Genomic DNA, 14,501 nt, shown 5'->3' with positions numbered 1-14,501 from the left:
CCTCCATCACGTCAAGAATCACATCAGTCATCAGGCACCTCCATTGTTAGGAGTTACACCGAAAATCGTATAGTCCCTGGATTCGCGGTCTAATTATAAAGCCATGCCCGTTGATCTCCGCGTCGGAGTAGAGAAGAGGCAACGCTGCGGCGGGATGGACGAAATCTGGCCGCGGATCTGTCGCGCTAGCCGTTCCCCTTACGGGCGGTTGATGGTGGGCATCGCCTCGACCGGTGCTGGTCCATCTGCACTGTCCTCGGCGGAGCGTGTGGGCTTGACGCGATTCAGGCGTGTTCGCACGGCGATGCCAGCGCAGAGGATGACGGCGGTGCCGCCGATGATGGTCTGCCAGGTGAGTTGTTCGTGGAGGATGAGTGCGGCCCAGAGGATGCTGAGGACGGGTTGGGTGAGTTGTACCTGGCTGACCTGGGCCATGGGCCCGATCGCCAGTCCGCGATACCAGGCGAAGAATCCCAGGAACATGCTCACCACTCCGAGGTACGCGAAGGCCGCCCATTGGGTGAGCGTGCCGGTAGGTGGCTGGTCAACGATGGCAATTGTCGTCAGGGTGACCATGAGGGGAGCGGCTAGAACGAGGGCCCACGATACGGTTTGCCACGCTCCGATCTCGCGCGCGAGCAGGCCTCCTTCGGCGTAACCGATGGCCGCGGCCATGACAGCACCGAACAGGAGCAGGTCTGACCATTGCAAGCGGATGCCTTCGCCTCCCTGCAGGGACGCGAAGGCTACGGCCACCATGGCTCCGACGGTGGCCATGATCCAGAACGAGAGCGGTGGTCGCTCTTTTCCCCGGATGACAGCCATGACGGCCGTCGCGGCCGGCAGGAGCGCGATGACCACGGCGCCGTGACTGGCTGACGCCGCCGTGAGGGCAAAGGATGTCAGGAGGGGGAAGCCGATGACGACACCACCCGCAACGACGGCGAGGCGAGACCACTGGTGGCCGCGCGGAAGGCGTTGCCGCGTGATGATCAGGGCGGCCGTGGCGAGCACGGCAGCGACGACAGCGCGGCCGGATCCGATGAACAGGGGAGCCATGCTCTCGACGGCCACGCGGGTGAAGGGCACGGTGAAGGAAAACGCGGCGACACCGAGAAACCCCCAGGCGAGGCCGGCCCGTGAGGGTGATAGCGGTGCGGACATCCGATTGATAGCGCTATTATGATCTGACATGGATAACGATAGCAGTTTTCGGATTGTGGCCGCACTGCATGAGTGGATCGCGGGCCGGGCGCCGGGCGCCCGGCTGCCCACCAGCCGGATGCTCGTCGTCGAGTATGGGGCGAGCCCGGTGACGGTGCAGAAAGCCATCCGGACTCTTGTGGGGCAGGGCTTGATCGAAACCCGGCCCGGCGCCGGCACCTTCGTTCGCGCAGTGCGTACCGCTCGGCCGCTCGACTTTAGCTGGCAGACCGCCGCGATGCGTTCGCCAAACAGCCACCTCGGCGCGTTGAATCCTGCGCTACGTGCCGCTCCACAGGGGAGCATTGCTCTGCATTCCGGGTATCCCGACCGGGAGCTGTTACCGGAACGATTGCTCCGGTCGGCGCTGGCTCGCGCGGCCCGAAGCGAGGCGGCTCTGACGCGTTCACCGGTCGCGGGGCTTCCGGAGCTGCAGTCCTGGTTCGCCGGGGAGCTCGGTTCTGCGACACCGGTCGGCGTGACTCCGCCCCTGCCGAGCGATGTCATCGTACTCCCGGGAAGTCAAAGTGGTCTGGCCACGATCTTTCGTGCCCTGGCCACCGCTGGAGCGCCGCTGCTGATGGAATCGCCCACGTACTGGGGCGCGATCCAGGCTGCGGCTCAAGCCGGGGTTGACGTGGTCCCGGTTCCCTCAGGACCCGAGGGGCCCGATCCCGATGACCTCGCTCGGGCGTTCCAGGAAACTGGTTCGCGGGTCTTCTATGCACAGCCGACCTATGCGAACCCGACGGGCGCACAGTGGTCAGAGTCCACCACGACGCAGATCCTCGACGTCGTTCGGGCGCACGGCGCCTTCCTGGTCGAGGACGATTGGGCCCATGACTTCGGCATCGATACCGACCCGCAACCGGTCGCCGCGCGCGATGACGCCGGCCATGTCGTCTATGTGCGATCCCTCACCAAGAGCGTCTCGCCGTCGCTGCGCGTGGCGGCGATCATTGCCCGGGGTCCCGCCAAAGAACGCATTCTCGCCGACCGCAGTGCAGAATCGATGTACGTCAGCGGGATCCTTCAAGCCGCAGTGCTCGACGTCGTCACCCAACCGGGGTGGCAGACGCACCTGCGCAACCTTCGCCCGCAACTGCGGGCCCGGCGAGACCTGTTACTGACGAGTCTGCGCGAACACGCACCCGACGTGCACATCGCCACCGTTCCGGCGGGCGGTCTGAATTTGTGGGCGCGCCTGCCGGATGGGACGAATCTCGAGCGGCTGGTCGCAGACTGCGAAGCCGCGGGGGTCCTGATCGGTGCCGGCTCGAGTTGGTTCCCGGCCGAGGCCACCGGCCCCTTCATGAGGCTCAACTACTCCGGACCCAACCCCGGGGCATTCCCCGACGGAGCCCGCATCATCGGCCAAGCACTTTTGTCCAATTACTGACGGTGCCCCTGACCCGCGAGCGCGTCTGCTCGAACGCACCGCGCATAGTTGGCGACCGCGGGACTACTGTCTCACCTGCCCCGTAGGGGGTTGGCCAATTGGTCTTCCTCTTCCGTGGCGCTTCACTCAGGGGCGAGTATCGTCCATGACGTGGAAACCTCCTCGCAGCGGTCTGCGCGATTGCACGCCAGCAGCCAAGCGCTCTGGCGGATGGCCAAGTTCGGGTGGGGCCTGGCGCTCCTGATACTTGTCCTCTCAATCGTCGAGCTCTTCCTCACCTGGCCACAGGGAATTGTGCAAGTGACACGGTACGTAGCGTTGGCTCCGGCCGTCATAGCTTCAGGCTTCTGGGGAGGGTCGAGAGCGCGCGAGCGGGATTCTTTGATCGCCGAGGTGGAAGGTGACGAGCCTCCGATTGACGAATAGTGCGCCGTCGTATTCGACGTCCGGCTAACGGGCGCGGACTTCAACGAGGTATCTGGATTCTGGGCAGATCGCCCCGCGCTCGAGAAGTACTCTGGAACGCATGATGCCTGCGTTGCCGATCCTCATCTCTGCGACATCGCCGACGTCCGCTGAAGCCAAGGATGTGTCGTTTCGGTACTACGAAGACATTGTGGGTCGCTACCATGGGCGACCTGCATCACGGCAGGAGATTTTGGATGCCCAGGCCGGGTACTCCAGTGATGACCTTGTCGCACCACGGGGGATTCTTTTACTCGCCCGTCAAGGGCTCACGGTTCTCGGCTGCGCAGGATTGCGGGTTCGCCCCGGCGAGATCGGCGAGGTGACGAGAGTCTTCGTGGAACCGACGGCACGAGGTAAGGGCGTGGGACGCCTGCTCATGGAGGAACTGGAGCGCGAATCCCGCGAACTGGGACTGGATGCGTTGCGGTTGGACACGCGAACCGACCTCGTCGAGGCGCGACGCCTGTACGCGTCGCTTGGCTTCATCGAGGGGGAAGCGCACAATACGGACCCCTACGCGAACCACTGGTTCCGCAAAGAACTGCTGTGAAGTCATGACAGGCGCGGACAGCACGCCAGGCCCCGGACCGGTTCCGGAGCTTCTTGTCACCTCTCTTGAGGAGAGTTTAGATTTCTGGTGCCGTCTCTGCGGATGTGAGATGCTGTATGACCGCCCCGAGGAGGGGTTTTCCTACATCACCAGTGGCACGGCACACATGATGCTCGAGCAAAGGGGCGTGGGGGCGAAACTGGGTGCCAGCTGCGTTGGATCTGCCTTTGGGTCGCGGCGTCAATTTCCAGATCTCCGTAGCGTCGATTGACCCGATCGTAGGTGCTCTGGAGCCGGAGACGAAGTGGTACCGGACAGGCCAGACCGGGGCTGGCGTAGTTCAGTTTCTCGTGCAGGACCCGGATGGGTACTTGATCCGATTCCAAGCATCGCTGGGCCGAAGGTCTGTCGCCCTTGTCGTGTAAGGGGTTCCGCTTGCGGGCATCTCACCTGGTCATCGCTCCGATGCCTGATCCAGTCGCCTGGGCGCCCGTTCAACGTCCGGCTTGCGGGCATTGTAGGGACGCCAACATCACGATGTGTCTGATTATGTGTGAGCGACCTTCGGTCCACGGATTTGACCCTGCACTATGGTGCAGGGTCAACAGTGGGGGAATGACTTCCTCGGCTGTTCGAAACACTGTCCGCATATCCGCTTTCTACGATCTGATTGTCACTGCTGGCTTCGCATTGCCGTTCACAGCACCAGCTCTCTTCGAAGGATTCGGAGCGCTTCAGGTAGCCCTTGGGCTCCCTGGTTCAGTGCCCGATGCGGGCGATGTGTTTACCCTGATGTTCGCCAACTTGATGGGATCGCTGGTGGTGGTGTGGTCGGTGTTCAGGCTTGCGCGCCCATCGAGGGCAGCAGGCGCCGCGGACACTGCAGCAAGGTTCCTTTTCTCGCTCGGGATGGCGGCAGCCCTGATTCACGGCGCGTCGCCGCTCGTGCTTGACATGCTCATCCTCGAGGTGGTGTGGGCTATCGTGCAGGGAGCTGTCATGGCCTCCGCCCGCCTTCCAGTAGTGGCTTAGAGTCGGCTTGTGCTAATAGCAGAACTAGCCCTGCGAGCCGGGGTTAAAATATCTACGGTTAGGTTCTACGAGCGAACAGGTGTCCTCGCGAAGCCAGAGCGGACAAACAGTGGATACCGCGACTATCGCGACTCCGATGTCCGCCGAATGCGCTTTCTTCGTCGCGGCCAGGAACTTGGTTTCACTTTGGCCGAGTTGCACGAATTCGACCGCTTCTCACAGACAGTACGTGCCGGGAGCGTGACGGCTGGCGACGTCGCGGAGGTTGCTGCGCAAAAGCTCCGCGAGATCGATGAAAAGATCGCTGACCTCCAGCGCACGAGCCTCGCCATCAAGGGACTTCTTGAAGTGCAGTGCGTTGATGCATCAGTGCCTTGCCCAATTGTCAGCGCCCTCGCCGGCCAATAGGGAGACTCCCGCACTAGCGCGCATGAGTGAGAGTGACAGTGCCCGTTGAGCGATCCCCGTGCGTGGTCTTGACCCCGGAGAGTGGACACGGGTTAAGCGGCGAGTTGGATTTCTGCGGCCTGTGACGAGTATTGCATCTCGAACTCCACTGGGGTGACCTGCCCGATCGAGGAGTGGCGCCGGCGGCGGTTGTAACGGTCCTCGATCCAGTCCGCGACGCCTTGGATCGCGCGGGCCCGGGTGGGCCAAACCCGGCGGTAGGACAACTCGGTTTTCAATGTCGCGAAGAAGCTCTCGGCCATGGCGTTGTCCCAGCAGATCCCGGTGTAGCCCATCGACCGGGTGATGCCGTTCTTGGCCGCGAACAGAGTGATCTGTTCCGACGCGTATTGGGCAGATTCAACCGGTGGAAGATCACCGTCGCCGGGCGGTCTCCGCGCAGCACCATGGCCATCGTGAGGGCGTCCTGGATGAGGTCGGTGCGTATGTGGTCCGCGATAGCCCAACCGATCACACGGCGGCTGTGAGCGTCGATGACGGTCGCCAAATACACCCACCCCTCCCACGTCCTCAGATAGGTGATATCGCCGACCCAGACCTGGTTCAGCGCCCCGGTATCCCACTGCCGTTCCACAGCATCGACCGGGTAGGCGTCAGCGTGATCGATGATGGTGGTCGTCTTCCACTTCTTCGGGCAAATGCCCACCAAACCCAGGCGCCGCATGGTCGCGGCGACGGTTTTGCGGGAGATGACCTCCCCGTCCGCTCGGAGATCGGCCAGGATCCTGGGGGCGCCGTAGACCTCGTCGGAATCGCCGTGAAAGAAAGCGACTTTCTGCTCGATGTGCACCCGCCGGATCGCCGCCGGCGACGGCACCCGGCCGGCCCAGGCGTAGTAGTCCGACCGGGACACCTCGAGGAGACGGACCATGCGGGTGATGGTGAAGTTGGTCCTCTCCGCCAGCATCAGTTCGAACGCTTGCCGTTCGTATCCGATGCTTCCTGGGCGAAGAAGATGGACGCTTTTTTCAAGAACGCCCTGTCCATCTTGAGGTCCGCGTTCTCTTTCCGTAGCCGCAGCAGCTCGGCCCGCTCAGACTCCGTCACTTCGGTTTGTCCGGTCTCGTTGCGGGCCTTGAACGCGCTCACCCAGCGGCCCAGCGTGGCCTCGTTGATCCCGAGCTCTCGCGCGACGGTCGCGACCGCTCTGCCGGTAGTCAAAATCAGCTTCACGGCCTCGTCTTTGTACTCAGGAGTGAACTCCCGACGTGATCTTGCCATAGTGAACATTCTCTCTTGTGAGGTGTCCACTCCCCGGGGTCAGGGCCACAGTGTTTACCTCGATGATCCGAAGTGACAGGGAAAAACGTGAACAGAACATCTCGGCTCCTGAGCGCGGCGACCGCCGCCAGTATCTGCATGCTGCTGCTGGCGGGCTGCGTGCCCGGACAATCCATCGACAGTCTGGCCAAACAACCCGAAGCCGCATTGACCTACCCTGGCAGCATCGATGTCCGGACCAACAAGGTCCCAGGACGGGTTCAATTCGGGCTCGACGGCGGCGACGTGGACACGACTGGTATATCCGGGACAACGACGCACTCACCACGCGAGGTCCTCGCGTTTTACTCTCGCGAGCTGGTGGCCAACGGCTGGAAACAGGTCGATGAGGAGCCCTACGGCACAACGGAGTCGGGACGACCAGCGCCTGCGAGACAATGGGAGAAGACGGGGCTCCAGCTCGGCTATTTCGTCGCAGCAACGACGGAGGGTGAAGCAACGAAGTACGAAACTATCCTTGAATCGTTGCGGTAGTTCGTTATTCGCGGTCGGGAAAGACCATGCCCCTTCAGATTCAACTCAGGGGTGCGAAAGACGTTGTGCCGTTCTGAGAAAGAAGGATCACACCACCGTGGAACCGTCCCGCAAGGGGTTCCGATGTGACACAACATCGGCACTCTTGGCAATCGCGCGGAGAGGCCGCGAATTCGTCGCGCTGGAGGTCCCGTCTTACGGGCACATGGCTCGACCCTACCTAGACTCGACCGCATGGTCAACAAGGTCAGCACCGCGGCGTACTCACGCCGAGCAAGGGAGTACACCGAACTCTTGGGGTCGATGGCTGCCGTGCACCCATCCGATCTCCAACTCGTTTCCCAGTGGGCCAGCGATGTCGACGGGGAAATAGTCGATGCTGGGTGTGGTCCAGGTCATTGGACCAACTTCCTCGCGGAGCAAGGCTATGTTGCTCGCGGAGTCGATTTGGTGCCCGAGTTCGTCACGTACGCCACGAATACCTTTCCTGGCGTGAGCTACACGCTTGGCAGTCTCGACTCGCTCGACGCCGACACGGGCTCCATTGGCGGGATCCTCTCCTGGTACTCCCTCATTCACTACGAGCCCGAGACGATACAGATTCCTCTCCAAGAGTTCAGCCGCGCGCTCAAATCCGGTGGCACGCTGCTTGTCGGATTCTTCGAAAGCCAGACGGTCGAGGAATTCGCCCACGCCGTCACGCCGGCCTACCGCTGGCCCGTGGATGACCTCGGTGCCGAGTTGAACGCGACCGGTTTCGACGTGGTCGAATCGCACGTCCGGAAGACCGCCGGCCAGCGCCCGGTGGCAGCTATCGTCGCCCGACGTCGCGATGCCCGCTGAGGGATAGGAGGTACTAGCCAATGTTCGGCTTTCCCTTTTCATCGCGTCAGCCCCGAAGAACGTCAGGGACTGACGTCAGCGTCGCAGTCTCGTTGGCCGTCCTTCAGGTCTTGATCGCGGTGATCCTCACCCTCATTTCTCTCGTGGAGCAGTTCAACGTCGACGCCTGTGGGTTCTCGCGCCACTGCGACTTTGGCCTCCTGACAAGATCAGTTTTTGTCACACCGCTTGCCGCGGTCGGCGCGCTGCTCATTGAGGGTGTCGCCGTCGTCCTTCTGGTCCGCCGTGGCAGTCGTATCTGGTGGGTGCCGGCTGTCGGCATAATGGTGGTGATAGGGGGCTACGTGGTTGCCCACGTGCTCAATGCTGTGGCCACGGGAGTTGCATAGGCCGTTCGGCTACCGCTCGGCGGCGATGAGCAACCTCGTCAGGTCATTGGAGAGCGACACGTGGCGCATCCGGACCATTCCACCTGAACAGGGTCAGATGCCACAGCCCGGGGCGTTTGCGCGAAGGATCGACGAGGCCATTCGCTCCAAGGGCCTCCAGCCGCCGGCGGACCTGCCACGAAGAGGGTTCGTCTCCAGCCTTCGCAATGTCCTGCCAGGGCGCGACTGCGTCCGCAAGGTCGATACCGTGTCTTCGGGCCAGCTCCCTGATCGAGAGGCCCTCCACGCGCGCATCACGTCTGATCCGCGCGAACAACTCCACCCGAAACTCCATCCGAAACCTCCACCTTGAGCAACGAAAACACGTTGCAACAACGGTGGAGGTGGGTCCCGCTTAGATTGCCCTGGTGGGTCCGAATAACACTGCCATAGTCAATTCTCCGCCGAGGTAAGCACCATGTCTGCAGCTGGGGGAGTGAGGGCGAGTTCGCTTTGCCTCGTCTCCTGGTACGGGACACGCCAAGCCGAAACGCTGCGCAGGGCGCCGGTGATGCAGCCGCGGGGCAAATGAAAAACTCCGGGTCCGCCAACGCGAAGTACCGGAGTTCTCAATTCTTGGCCCAAGTAACATGAAACAGCGGTCATCAAGGGCTTGCGGATCAATCGTAGTTCGGAGGGCGGTGTCCCTCAGGAACACGGATTGAAGCGGTAGTTGCTCGTTTGGTCAAAGCGGGTGGAGGTTGGAATCTGGTCGTCGAGCATTTCGGCGAAGAGGCCCCGCCGCGACTTTCGGGCGGGGCCTCTCGTTGCGGAGACGTCAGGTTGTCGGCACGTGCCAGGCTTGTGTGGAGAGCCCATTGCAGTCGTATATCTGCAGTTGAGTTCCATTGGTCGTAGCTGCGCCCGGGTCGTCGAGGCATCGTCCAGACTGCGGGTTATAGAGCGACCCGTCGGCTCGTGCCACCCACTGTTGGCCCCCGACGCCGTTGTTGCATCCCCAAAGCTCGACCTTCGCGAAGTTAGCGGTACCGTTGCCGGTGATGTCGAGGCATTTATCGAAGGCTCGGATGGTGCCGTCGGACTCGAGCGACCATTGTTGCCCAGTTGCGACGCCGCAGTCGTAGAGCTGAACCGCGTTGCCTTGAGCTGACGTGTTGTTGTTCACATCGAGGCACTTAGCTACACTTCCTGGGCCGGTGATTGGTCCGGTCGCGCTCGGAAGATTCGCGGTGGCGAACCGCGTCTCGCATTTGCCGCTCGCAATATGGGTGCCCGCCAGCATGATGAAGCTCGACCCCGTGGTCGCGGCCAGGAGCGGTGAGCTGTAGCCTGCGCAGGCAGTTTCTCCGGCGTCGTATCCGCCGGTAGGTGCCACCGTCACTGCCGTCGTGATCTCCTTCCATGTACCAATCCCAAGGTTTTTATTGATGAGCAAAACGTGGCCGGATTCCGGAAGCACGGTGAGGGCCCCGTCATTTCCTGCGACGACTCGCTGTCCTGAGACGATGAGTGTGCCGTTGGCTCCGCCTGCGGGCGACCATGTCAGGTACGGAGTATGCAGCAGGAAGCGAGAATCACTCGTCTGAATGCGCGTGCCGAGGCTTCCTGGATTCCAGGTCACACCGTCGGTCGATGTCTTAATGTAGACGTCGCACGCCTGGTCCGGATCGAAACCGTTCTTGCAGTCCTCGTAGCTCATCGCGTAGCTGCCGTTTGGTAGGTTGACGACGGTAGCCATGCCAGGACGTTGCACGCCGTCCTGGATTGCTACGTCGTAGACCTCGCTTCCCCACGTTGCACCGCCATCTGTGGATGAAACGTGCGCGAGTACCTGGTTGTAGTTGTTCGATGAGGGTCGCTCGTCCGAGAAGTAGCAGACGAGATTACCGTTGCTCGCGACGTTGAATTCCGGTTCCCAGATGCCGTGCATGATTGTGTTGGGTGTGCCGGTTTCGCTCGTGCACGAGCTCCGGTAGGTCCAGGTCACGCCTTGGTCTTTTGAGATGAACACCTCGACGGACTGCTGCGTGTAGTCACCGTGGTTCCAAGCGGTTCCGGCTGCCAGAAGCGTGCCAGCGGGAAGGTCGCCTTTCGCGCTTGGTAGTTCGTAGAGGGTGGGACCGTCGAGATCCCAGCCGTGCAGCGTATCCGTGACGGTACCGATCGGCGAAGCCGTCCAGCTCACGCCGTTGTTGGTCGACCGGTAGAGGGGAAAGTTTGCTTTCGTCGTTCCGGCACCCGAGTGCGCGAATGTCGCGATCATGGTCCCGTTCGACGAGCCGGAGTGGGCGAGACGGATGACGCGGGGATAGCTCGCGTCTTCACTCGGGTTGGCTGAAGAATTGGGTGTGTAGAGGGTCCCGCTCGAGGTGGTGGCAGCGAATGCTGCGCCTCCCCCAAGAGCGAGGCCGCTTGCCAGGAGGGCAAGCGCCGTGATGGTCACAGCGACCAGCGTCCGAGCGTCTGTGCGCCATTTGGGGCATTGCCGTACTCTATTTTTCATTTTGAACTCCTCGTTTGCGTCGTTGCAGTGATGGGATGAATGGACCCTCCCGTGGGGAGGCCGGCGAATTCGGCAGTTACTGAGCGTCTCGTTCGAGCGGCCCGGCATCGACGAACGTGCGTGCCTTGATGGCACCCTGCTCGTCCACGATCCAGAGGTGGAGCCTCGCAGAGGTCATAGCCGGCGCTGGTAACGAAAGCTTGACTGCATCGGAGATTTGGAACGGGTGAGCGAAGACGGGAGCTTCGGTGACGGAATGGGAGATATTTGGGCCGAAGGGCGTCCCGCTTTGAACCCAGGCCGCGCGCACTTGTCCAGTAAGAGGCTTCCGGCCGTGGTGGGACACGCGCACATCCAGGATGAGTGGCACTGTTGGGGTTGCGATGTCGGTTCCTGCCTCCCTGGGAACGAGGTCAACCACGATCACAGTTTCGGCGTTTGCGTCGGCCGGGTCCAGGCCGCCGAGGTCCTTGCTTTTACGGTCGGCGGTGAACAGGCCCGCAGACTCGTGCTCGACATCGGCCAGTTCGGTATAGACGTAGCCCGCGAACCTATCGTGTCGTCGGATCTCCTGCGTCTGCCACCTCACGTGCCAGGCTCGTTCGAGGCTGGTGAATCCGCCCCCGAATTCGCTGTTGAGGAGGGGTACGCCGCTACGGGGTTGCTCGTTGTCGCCATAGATCGACTTGTCAACGATGTGGGCCGGTCCCAGTGGCACAGGGAACGACTCGCGCTCACCCGAGGCGATCGCCGCGACATTGGCCGCCCACGACGCCGGGTTCTCGTCGTAGTAGTGCCAGTCCATGAGGTCGGTCTTGACGTGCTCCCAGCCAGAGTTCTCGACGATGGGTCGACTGTGGTCGAGGGCTGCGAGCTGATCGTATGCGCGGCGGGCCGCGTCGGCTTTTGCGGGGTCTCCGGGGATGTCCCAGTCCAGACCCCACTCCTCGTTGTACAGGCCCCAGATAATGATGCTCGGGTGGTTGCCGTCGCGCTTGACCATCTCCGGTATTTGCGCCTCGAAGTTCACCGTGGCTTCCTCGCTGAATCGGCTCGTGCTGGCCGGTTCCGCCCAGATGAGCATGCCGAGCGTGTCCGCCCAGTGCAGCCAGCGCGGCTCTTCGAACTTGAGGTGTTTGCGCACGAGATTGAAACCAGCCTGCCGGGCGAGATCGAGGTCGTGCACGAGTGCAGCGTCATCGGGCGCGGTAATGCCGGAGGTCGACCAGTAGCCCTGGTCTAACACTCCGCGAAGGTAGAATCGCTCGCCGTTGAGGTAAAGGTCCTCGCCGAGTCGTTCGATCGAGCGCAACCCGCCTGTGACGACGACAAGATCGTCGCCGACTCGCACGTCGAGCGCATAGAGGTGCGGGTCGATAGGCGACCACAAGCGGGGTGAGTCGATCGGTAGAAAGCCGGAGGCGCGACCGTGCTCGTCGGTAACCACTTCGAGATCGCCGATGCTCACGCGGGCACGCGCGGCCTCGTCGCCCGCGACCTGCACGGTGACCTCAAACCCCGTCAGTGAGTCGCCTCTCAGTGAGACAGATTCAGCGTAGGTGCGGCCGCGTGCTTCGATCCACACGCTTTGCCAGATGCCGGAGCTTGCCATGAACGAGACGCCGTCGTAGTCGTCGCGGGGAAGTGATCGTTGCTTGCCGTGCGGGATCGAGCGCTTATCGGAGGGCGCCGTTACGTCCACGAGCAGCGTCGCGCTCGAACCTGCGGCGAGGTAATCCGTGATATCGAACTCGAACGAGGTGTACCCGCCTGTGTGCTCGCCGACTTTTGCCCCATCGATGGACACCCGCGTCTCGTGGTGCACGGCGCCGAAGCAGACGAACACCCGGGCGCCGGCCCAGGAGTGGGGGATGGTTAGTTCGCGTGAGTAGCTGGCTTGTTCGAGCCAGGTGCGGGCGATGCCCGACGCCTCGGTCTCCCAGGCGAACGGCACGGTGATGCTCTCCTCGCCGTCGAGGCTTGAGAACGCCCACTGGCCGTTGAGTGATTCCCAGCGATTCGACCGGTCGAAGTCGGGTCGAGGGTACTCAGGTTTGGGTACCGACGGCAGTTCTGAAGACATGCGAATGGAGCCTTTCGGGGTGATGATGGTCATGGTCAGCCTTTGACGCTTCCGGCGAGGATGCCGTTGATGAAGTGCTTCTGCAGAAGCACGAAGATGATGAGTAGGGGGATGAGTGCGACGGAGGACGCGGCGAGGAGTTCGCCCGTTACGTGCGCATAGTCGGCGCCGATCTTGTTGCCGCTGATGTTTTGGGCGAGGGTCGATAGGACCACCTGGAGCGTCTGCATCCGGTCGCCCGTGGTGATAACGACGGGCCAGACGAAGTCGTTGTAGATGTTCATCACAGTCAGCACGGCGAGGCCAGCGATCCCGGGTCGGATCACCGGAAGCACGATGCGCCAGAAGATACCGAACTCCCCGCACCCGTCGACGCGGGCCGCATCGAGTAGTTCGTCGGGCACGGCGCTGATCACCTGCCGCATCCAGAAGATCGCGAACGCGTCCACGGAGCCGGGCAGCACGAGGGCCTGGTAGGTGTTGACCCAGCCGAGCTCTTTCATTTCGAGCAGTAGCGGGATGATGAGCACGATTGTTGGGAGCATAAGTGTCAGCAGTACGGCCCCGAAGAAAAAGTTCTTGAACCGGAACTCGTATTTGGCGAACGCATACCCTGCCAGTGGTGCGAAGAACAGTGTGATCAGGCCCTTGGAGAAGAGCACTATGGCGGTGTTGAAAAAGCCGGAGAGGATCGGCACGTCGGTGAACATCTGCGTGTAGTTGTCGAGCGTGAACGTGCCTGGGTTGAATCCCAGTGGGTCGGCGATGATGTCGTTGGCCGGTTTGAATGCCGAGACGAGGGCCCAAGCCACCGGTGCCAGAAAGCCCGCGGTAAGGAGGATCAAGAAGACCTGGGATACGATCTGCGGCTGGAACCGCCGTGTCCGGAAAACGGATGCCGTCCTCATGTCAGTCCTTCGCTCTCAGCAGCCGCACGAACCCGAGCGACAGCGCCATCACGATGATCACGAGCAGGAACGAGTTGGCCGCTCCCGTGCCGAGATCTGCGACGGTGATGTGGTTGTACAGGTAGAGGCCGGCCGTCGTGGTTGAGCCATACGGGCCACCCTTGGTAACGACGTACGGTTCGGCAAACATTTGGAATACCGCGAGAGTCTGCAACACGACGATGAACATGATCGTCCGTCGGATCAGGGGGACAGTGATGCTCCAGAGCTGCCGGAACGGTGATGCCCCGTCAAGCTCCGCGGCCTCGTATACCGTCGTGTCGATGGACTGCAGGCCGGATATCACGATGATGACCACAAATCCGGTCGTCTTCCAGAGGAATAGGAGCGCGAGCGTTGGTTTCGACCACTCGCTCGTTGTTAACCAACCGACGTCTGGAAGCCCGACTAGGTTCAGCAGCCCGTTGATGACCCCGTAGCGCTGGTCGAACAGTACGATCCAGATCTGGGCGATCGCAACGAGGGGTGTGACGAAGGGCACGATGAACGCCGTGCGATAGAAACCGCGAGCACGGATGCGAGTGCTGTTGAGGAGGACCGCTGCGAGCACGCCCACGCCCAGTTGCGCCGGGATGATCAAGAGCCAGAGCACACCCGAGTTGGCCAGCGACGCCCAGAAGTCCGGGTTCGAAAGCAGGTAGGTGTAATTGCCCCAGCCCACCCAGTCCGCGGTACCCGACCCGCGCCAGTTGGTTAAGCTCAGCCGGAACGTGAACACCAGCGGGTAGATCGAGAACGCGGCAAAGATCGCGACGAACGGAAAAATGAAGAGGTAGGGCGCCGACTTCCGTCGCAGCAGGGACCAACGCGGTCCCCGCTGCGACGATCGCGGAGCCGTAC

The 14,501-nt window shown here is 62.2% G+C and carries 15 protein-coding genes; 7 read left to right on the top strand and 8 right to left on the bottom strand.

The features are described 5' to 3' along the window. Positions 1–198: 198 nt before the first annotated feature. Positions 199–1,164 (bottom strand): DMT family transporter, encoded by a 966-nt coding sequence (locus tag QN357_RS12690; protein ID WP_323504959.1) that lies wholly within the window; start codon positions 1,162–1,164, stop codon positions 199–201. Between the two features lie 28 nt (positions 1,165–1,192). On the opposite strand from QN357_RS12690, the gene QN357_RS12685 reads away from it, so the two are divergent. The 4 genes from QN357_RS12685 to QN357_RS12670 all read left to right on the top strand — a co-directional run bounded on the left by QN357_RS12685 (position 1,193) and on the right by QN357_RS12670 (position 5,060). Beyond that, positions 1,193–2,602 carry a PLP-dependent aminotransferase family protein gene (locus QN357_RS12685; protein WP_322136669.1) on the top strand — a complete coding sequence of 470 codons (1,410 nt, stop codon included), beginning with the start codon at positions 1,193–1,195 and terminating at the stop codon, positions 2,600–2,602. 526 nt (positions 2,603–3,128) lie between these two features. Continuing rightward, positions 3,129–3,620, top strand: a complete 492-nt coding sequence (locus QN357_RS12680) for a GNAT family N-acetyltransferase (protein WP_322136668.1) — start codon at positions 3,129–3,131, stop codon at positions 3,618–3,620. Positions 3,621–4,235: 615 nt separating this feature from the next. After that, positions 4,236–4,652 (top strand): hypothetical protein, encoded by a 417-nt coding sequence (locus QN357_RS12675; protein WP_323504958.1) that lies wholly within the window; start codon positions 4,236–4,238, stop codon positions 4,650–4,652. Positions 4,653–4,661: 9 nt separating this feature from the next. Further along, positions 4,662–5,060, top strand: a complete 399-nt coding sequence (locus QN357_RS12670) for a MerR family transcriptional regulator (protein ID WP_322136666.1) — start codon at positions 4,662–4,664, stop codon at positions 5,058–5,060. 92 nt (positions 5,061–5,152) lie between these two features. On the opposite strand, the gene QN357_RS12665 is transcribed toward QN357_RS12670, so the two are convergent. From QN357_RS12665 to QN357_RS12655, 3 genes are read right to left on the bottom strand one after another with little or no spacing between them, the layout of a single operon-like run. Beyond that, positions 5,153–5,362, bottom strand: a complete 210-nt coding sequence (locus tag QN357_RS12665; protein ID WP_322189248.1) for an IS3 family transposase — start codon at positions 5,360–5,362, stop codon at positions 5,153–5,155. Beyond that, the gene (locus QN357_RS12660; RefSeq protein WP_322189903.1) at positions 5,335–6,057 is read right to left on the bottom strand and encodes an IS3 family transposase; all 723 of its coding nucleotides are present in this window, start codon (positions 6,055–6,057) and stop codon (positions 5,335–5,337) included. Before QN357_RS12660 ends, QN357_RS12665 begins: the two co-directional genes overlap by 28 nt. Then, positions 6,027–6,341: a transposase gene (locus QN357_RS12655; protein ID WP_323504957.1), complete on the bottom strand. Its 315-nt coding sequence runs from the start codon at positions 6,339–6,341 to the stop codon at positions 6,027–6,029. Before QN357_RS12655 ends, QN357_RS12660 begins: the two co-directional genes overlap by 31 nt. A 138-nt stretch (positions 6,342–6,479) precedes the next feature. Between QN357_RS12655 and QN357_RS12650 the strand changes: the two genes are divergently transcribed. The 3 genes from QN357_RS12650 to QN357_RS12640 all read left to right on the top strand — a co-directional run bounded on the left by QN357_RS12650 (position 6,480) and on the right by QN357_RS12640 (position 8,107). Next, the gene (locus QN357_RS12650) at positions 6,480–6,875 is read left to right on the top strand and encodes a hypothetical protein (protein WP_322136665.1); all 396 of its coding nucleotides are present in this window, start codon (positions 6,480–6,482) and stop codon (positions 6,873–6,875) included. A 234-nt stretch (positions 6,876–7,109) separates the two neighbouring features. Then, positions 7,110–7,718, top strand: a complete 609-nt coding sequence (locus QN357_RS12645) for a class I SAM-dependent methyltransferase (RefSeq protein ID WP_322136664.1) — start codon at positions 7,110–7,112, stop codon at positions 7,716–7,718. Between the two features lie 92 nt (positions 7,719–7,810). Continuing rightward, the gene (locus QN357_RS12640) at positions 7,811–8,107 is read left to right on the top strand and encodes a hypothetical protein (protein WP_323504956.1); all 297 of its coding nucleotides are present in this window, start codon (positions 7,811–7,813) and stop codon (positions 8,105–8,107) included. Between the two features lie 817 nt (positions 8,108–8,924). Here the strand turns inward: QN357_RS12640 and QN357_RS12635 are convergent. From QN357_RS12635 to QN357_RS12620, 4 genes are all read right to left on the bottom strand, one after another. Then, positions 8,925–10,550 carry a ricin-type beta-trefoil lectin domain protein gene (locus tag QN357_RS12635; protein ID WP_322136661.1) on the bottom strand — a complete coding sequence of 542 codons (1,626 nt, stop codon included), beginning with the start codon at positions 10,548–10,550 and terminating at the stop codon, positions 8,925–8,927. A 136-nt stretch (positions 10,551–10,686) separates the two neighbouring features. Then, a complete protein-coding gene (locus tag QN357_RS12630) occupies positions 10,687–12,726 on the bottom strand; it encodes a glycoside hydrolase family 2 protein (RefSeq protein WP_322140590.1) in 2,040 nt (679 codons plus the stop codon). Positions 12,727–12,728: 2 nt separating this feature from the next. After that, complete coding sequence (locus QN357_RS12625; RefSeq protein ID WP_322136659.1) at positions 12,729–13,538, bottom strand: carbohydrate ABC transporter permease; 810 nt, start codon at positions 13,536–13,538, stop codon at positions 12,729–12,731. Between the two features lie 64 nt (positions 13,539–13,602). After that, on the bottom strand, positions 13,603–14,501 hold an 899-nt coding region (locus tag QN357_RS12620; RefSeq protein ID WP_323504955.1), incomplete at its 5' end, for a sugar ABC transporter permease.

Source organism: Cryobacterium sp. RTC2.1 (assembly GCF_035018685.1).
Classification (GTDB): domain Bacteria; phylum Actinomycetota; class Actinomycetes; order Actinomycetales; family Microbacteriaceae; genus Cryobacterium; species Cryobacterium glucosi.
Note: the sequence above shows the minus strand (reverse complement) of the source record. Positions and strands in the feature narration are given on the sequence as shown.

What these genes read in the sequence shown, in the direction of transcription:
- QN357_RS12690 (WP_323504959.1), bottom strand. Translation starts at nt 1,164, where the DNA reads ATGTCCGCACCGCTATCACCCTCACGGGCCGGCCTCGCCTGGGGGTTT.
- QN357_RS12685 (WP_322136669.1), top strand. Translation starts at nt 1,193, where the DNA reads ATGGATAACGATAGCAGTTTTCGGATTGTGGCCGCACTGCATGAGTGG.
- QN357_RS12680 (WP_322136668.1), top strand. Translation starts at nt 3,129, where the DNA reads ATGATGCCTGCGTTGCCGATCCTCATCTCTGCGACATCGCCGACGTCC.
- QN357_RS12675 (WP_323504958.1), top strand. Translation starts at nt 4,236, where the DNA reads ATGACTTCCTCGGCTGTTCGAAACACTGTCCGCATATCCGCTTTCTAC.
- QN357_RS12665 (WP_322189248.1), bottom strand. Translation starts at nt 5,362, where the DNA reads ATGGCCGAGAGCTTCTTCGCGACATTGAAAACCGAGTTGTCCTACCGC.
- QN357_RS12655 (WP_323504957.1), bottom strand. Translation starts at nt 6,341, where the DNA reads ATGGCAAGATCACGTCGGGAGTTCACTCCTGAGTACAAAGACGAGGCC.
- QN357_RS12650 (WP_322136665.1), top strand. Translation starts at nt 6,480, where the DNA reads ATGCTGCTGCTGGCGGGCTGCGTGCCCGGACAATCCATCGACAGTCTG.
- QN357_RS12645 (WP_322136664.1), top strand. Translation starts at nt 7,110, where the DNA reads ATGGTCAACAAGGTCAGCACCGCGGCGTACTCACGCCGAGCAAGGGAG.
- QN357_RS12630 (WP_322140590.1), bottom strand. Translation starts at nt 12,726, where the DNA reads ATGACCATCATCACCCCGAAAGGCTCCATTCGCATGTCTTCAGAACTG.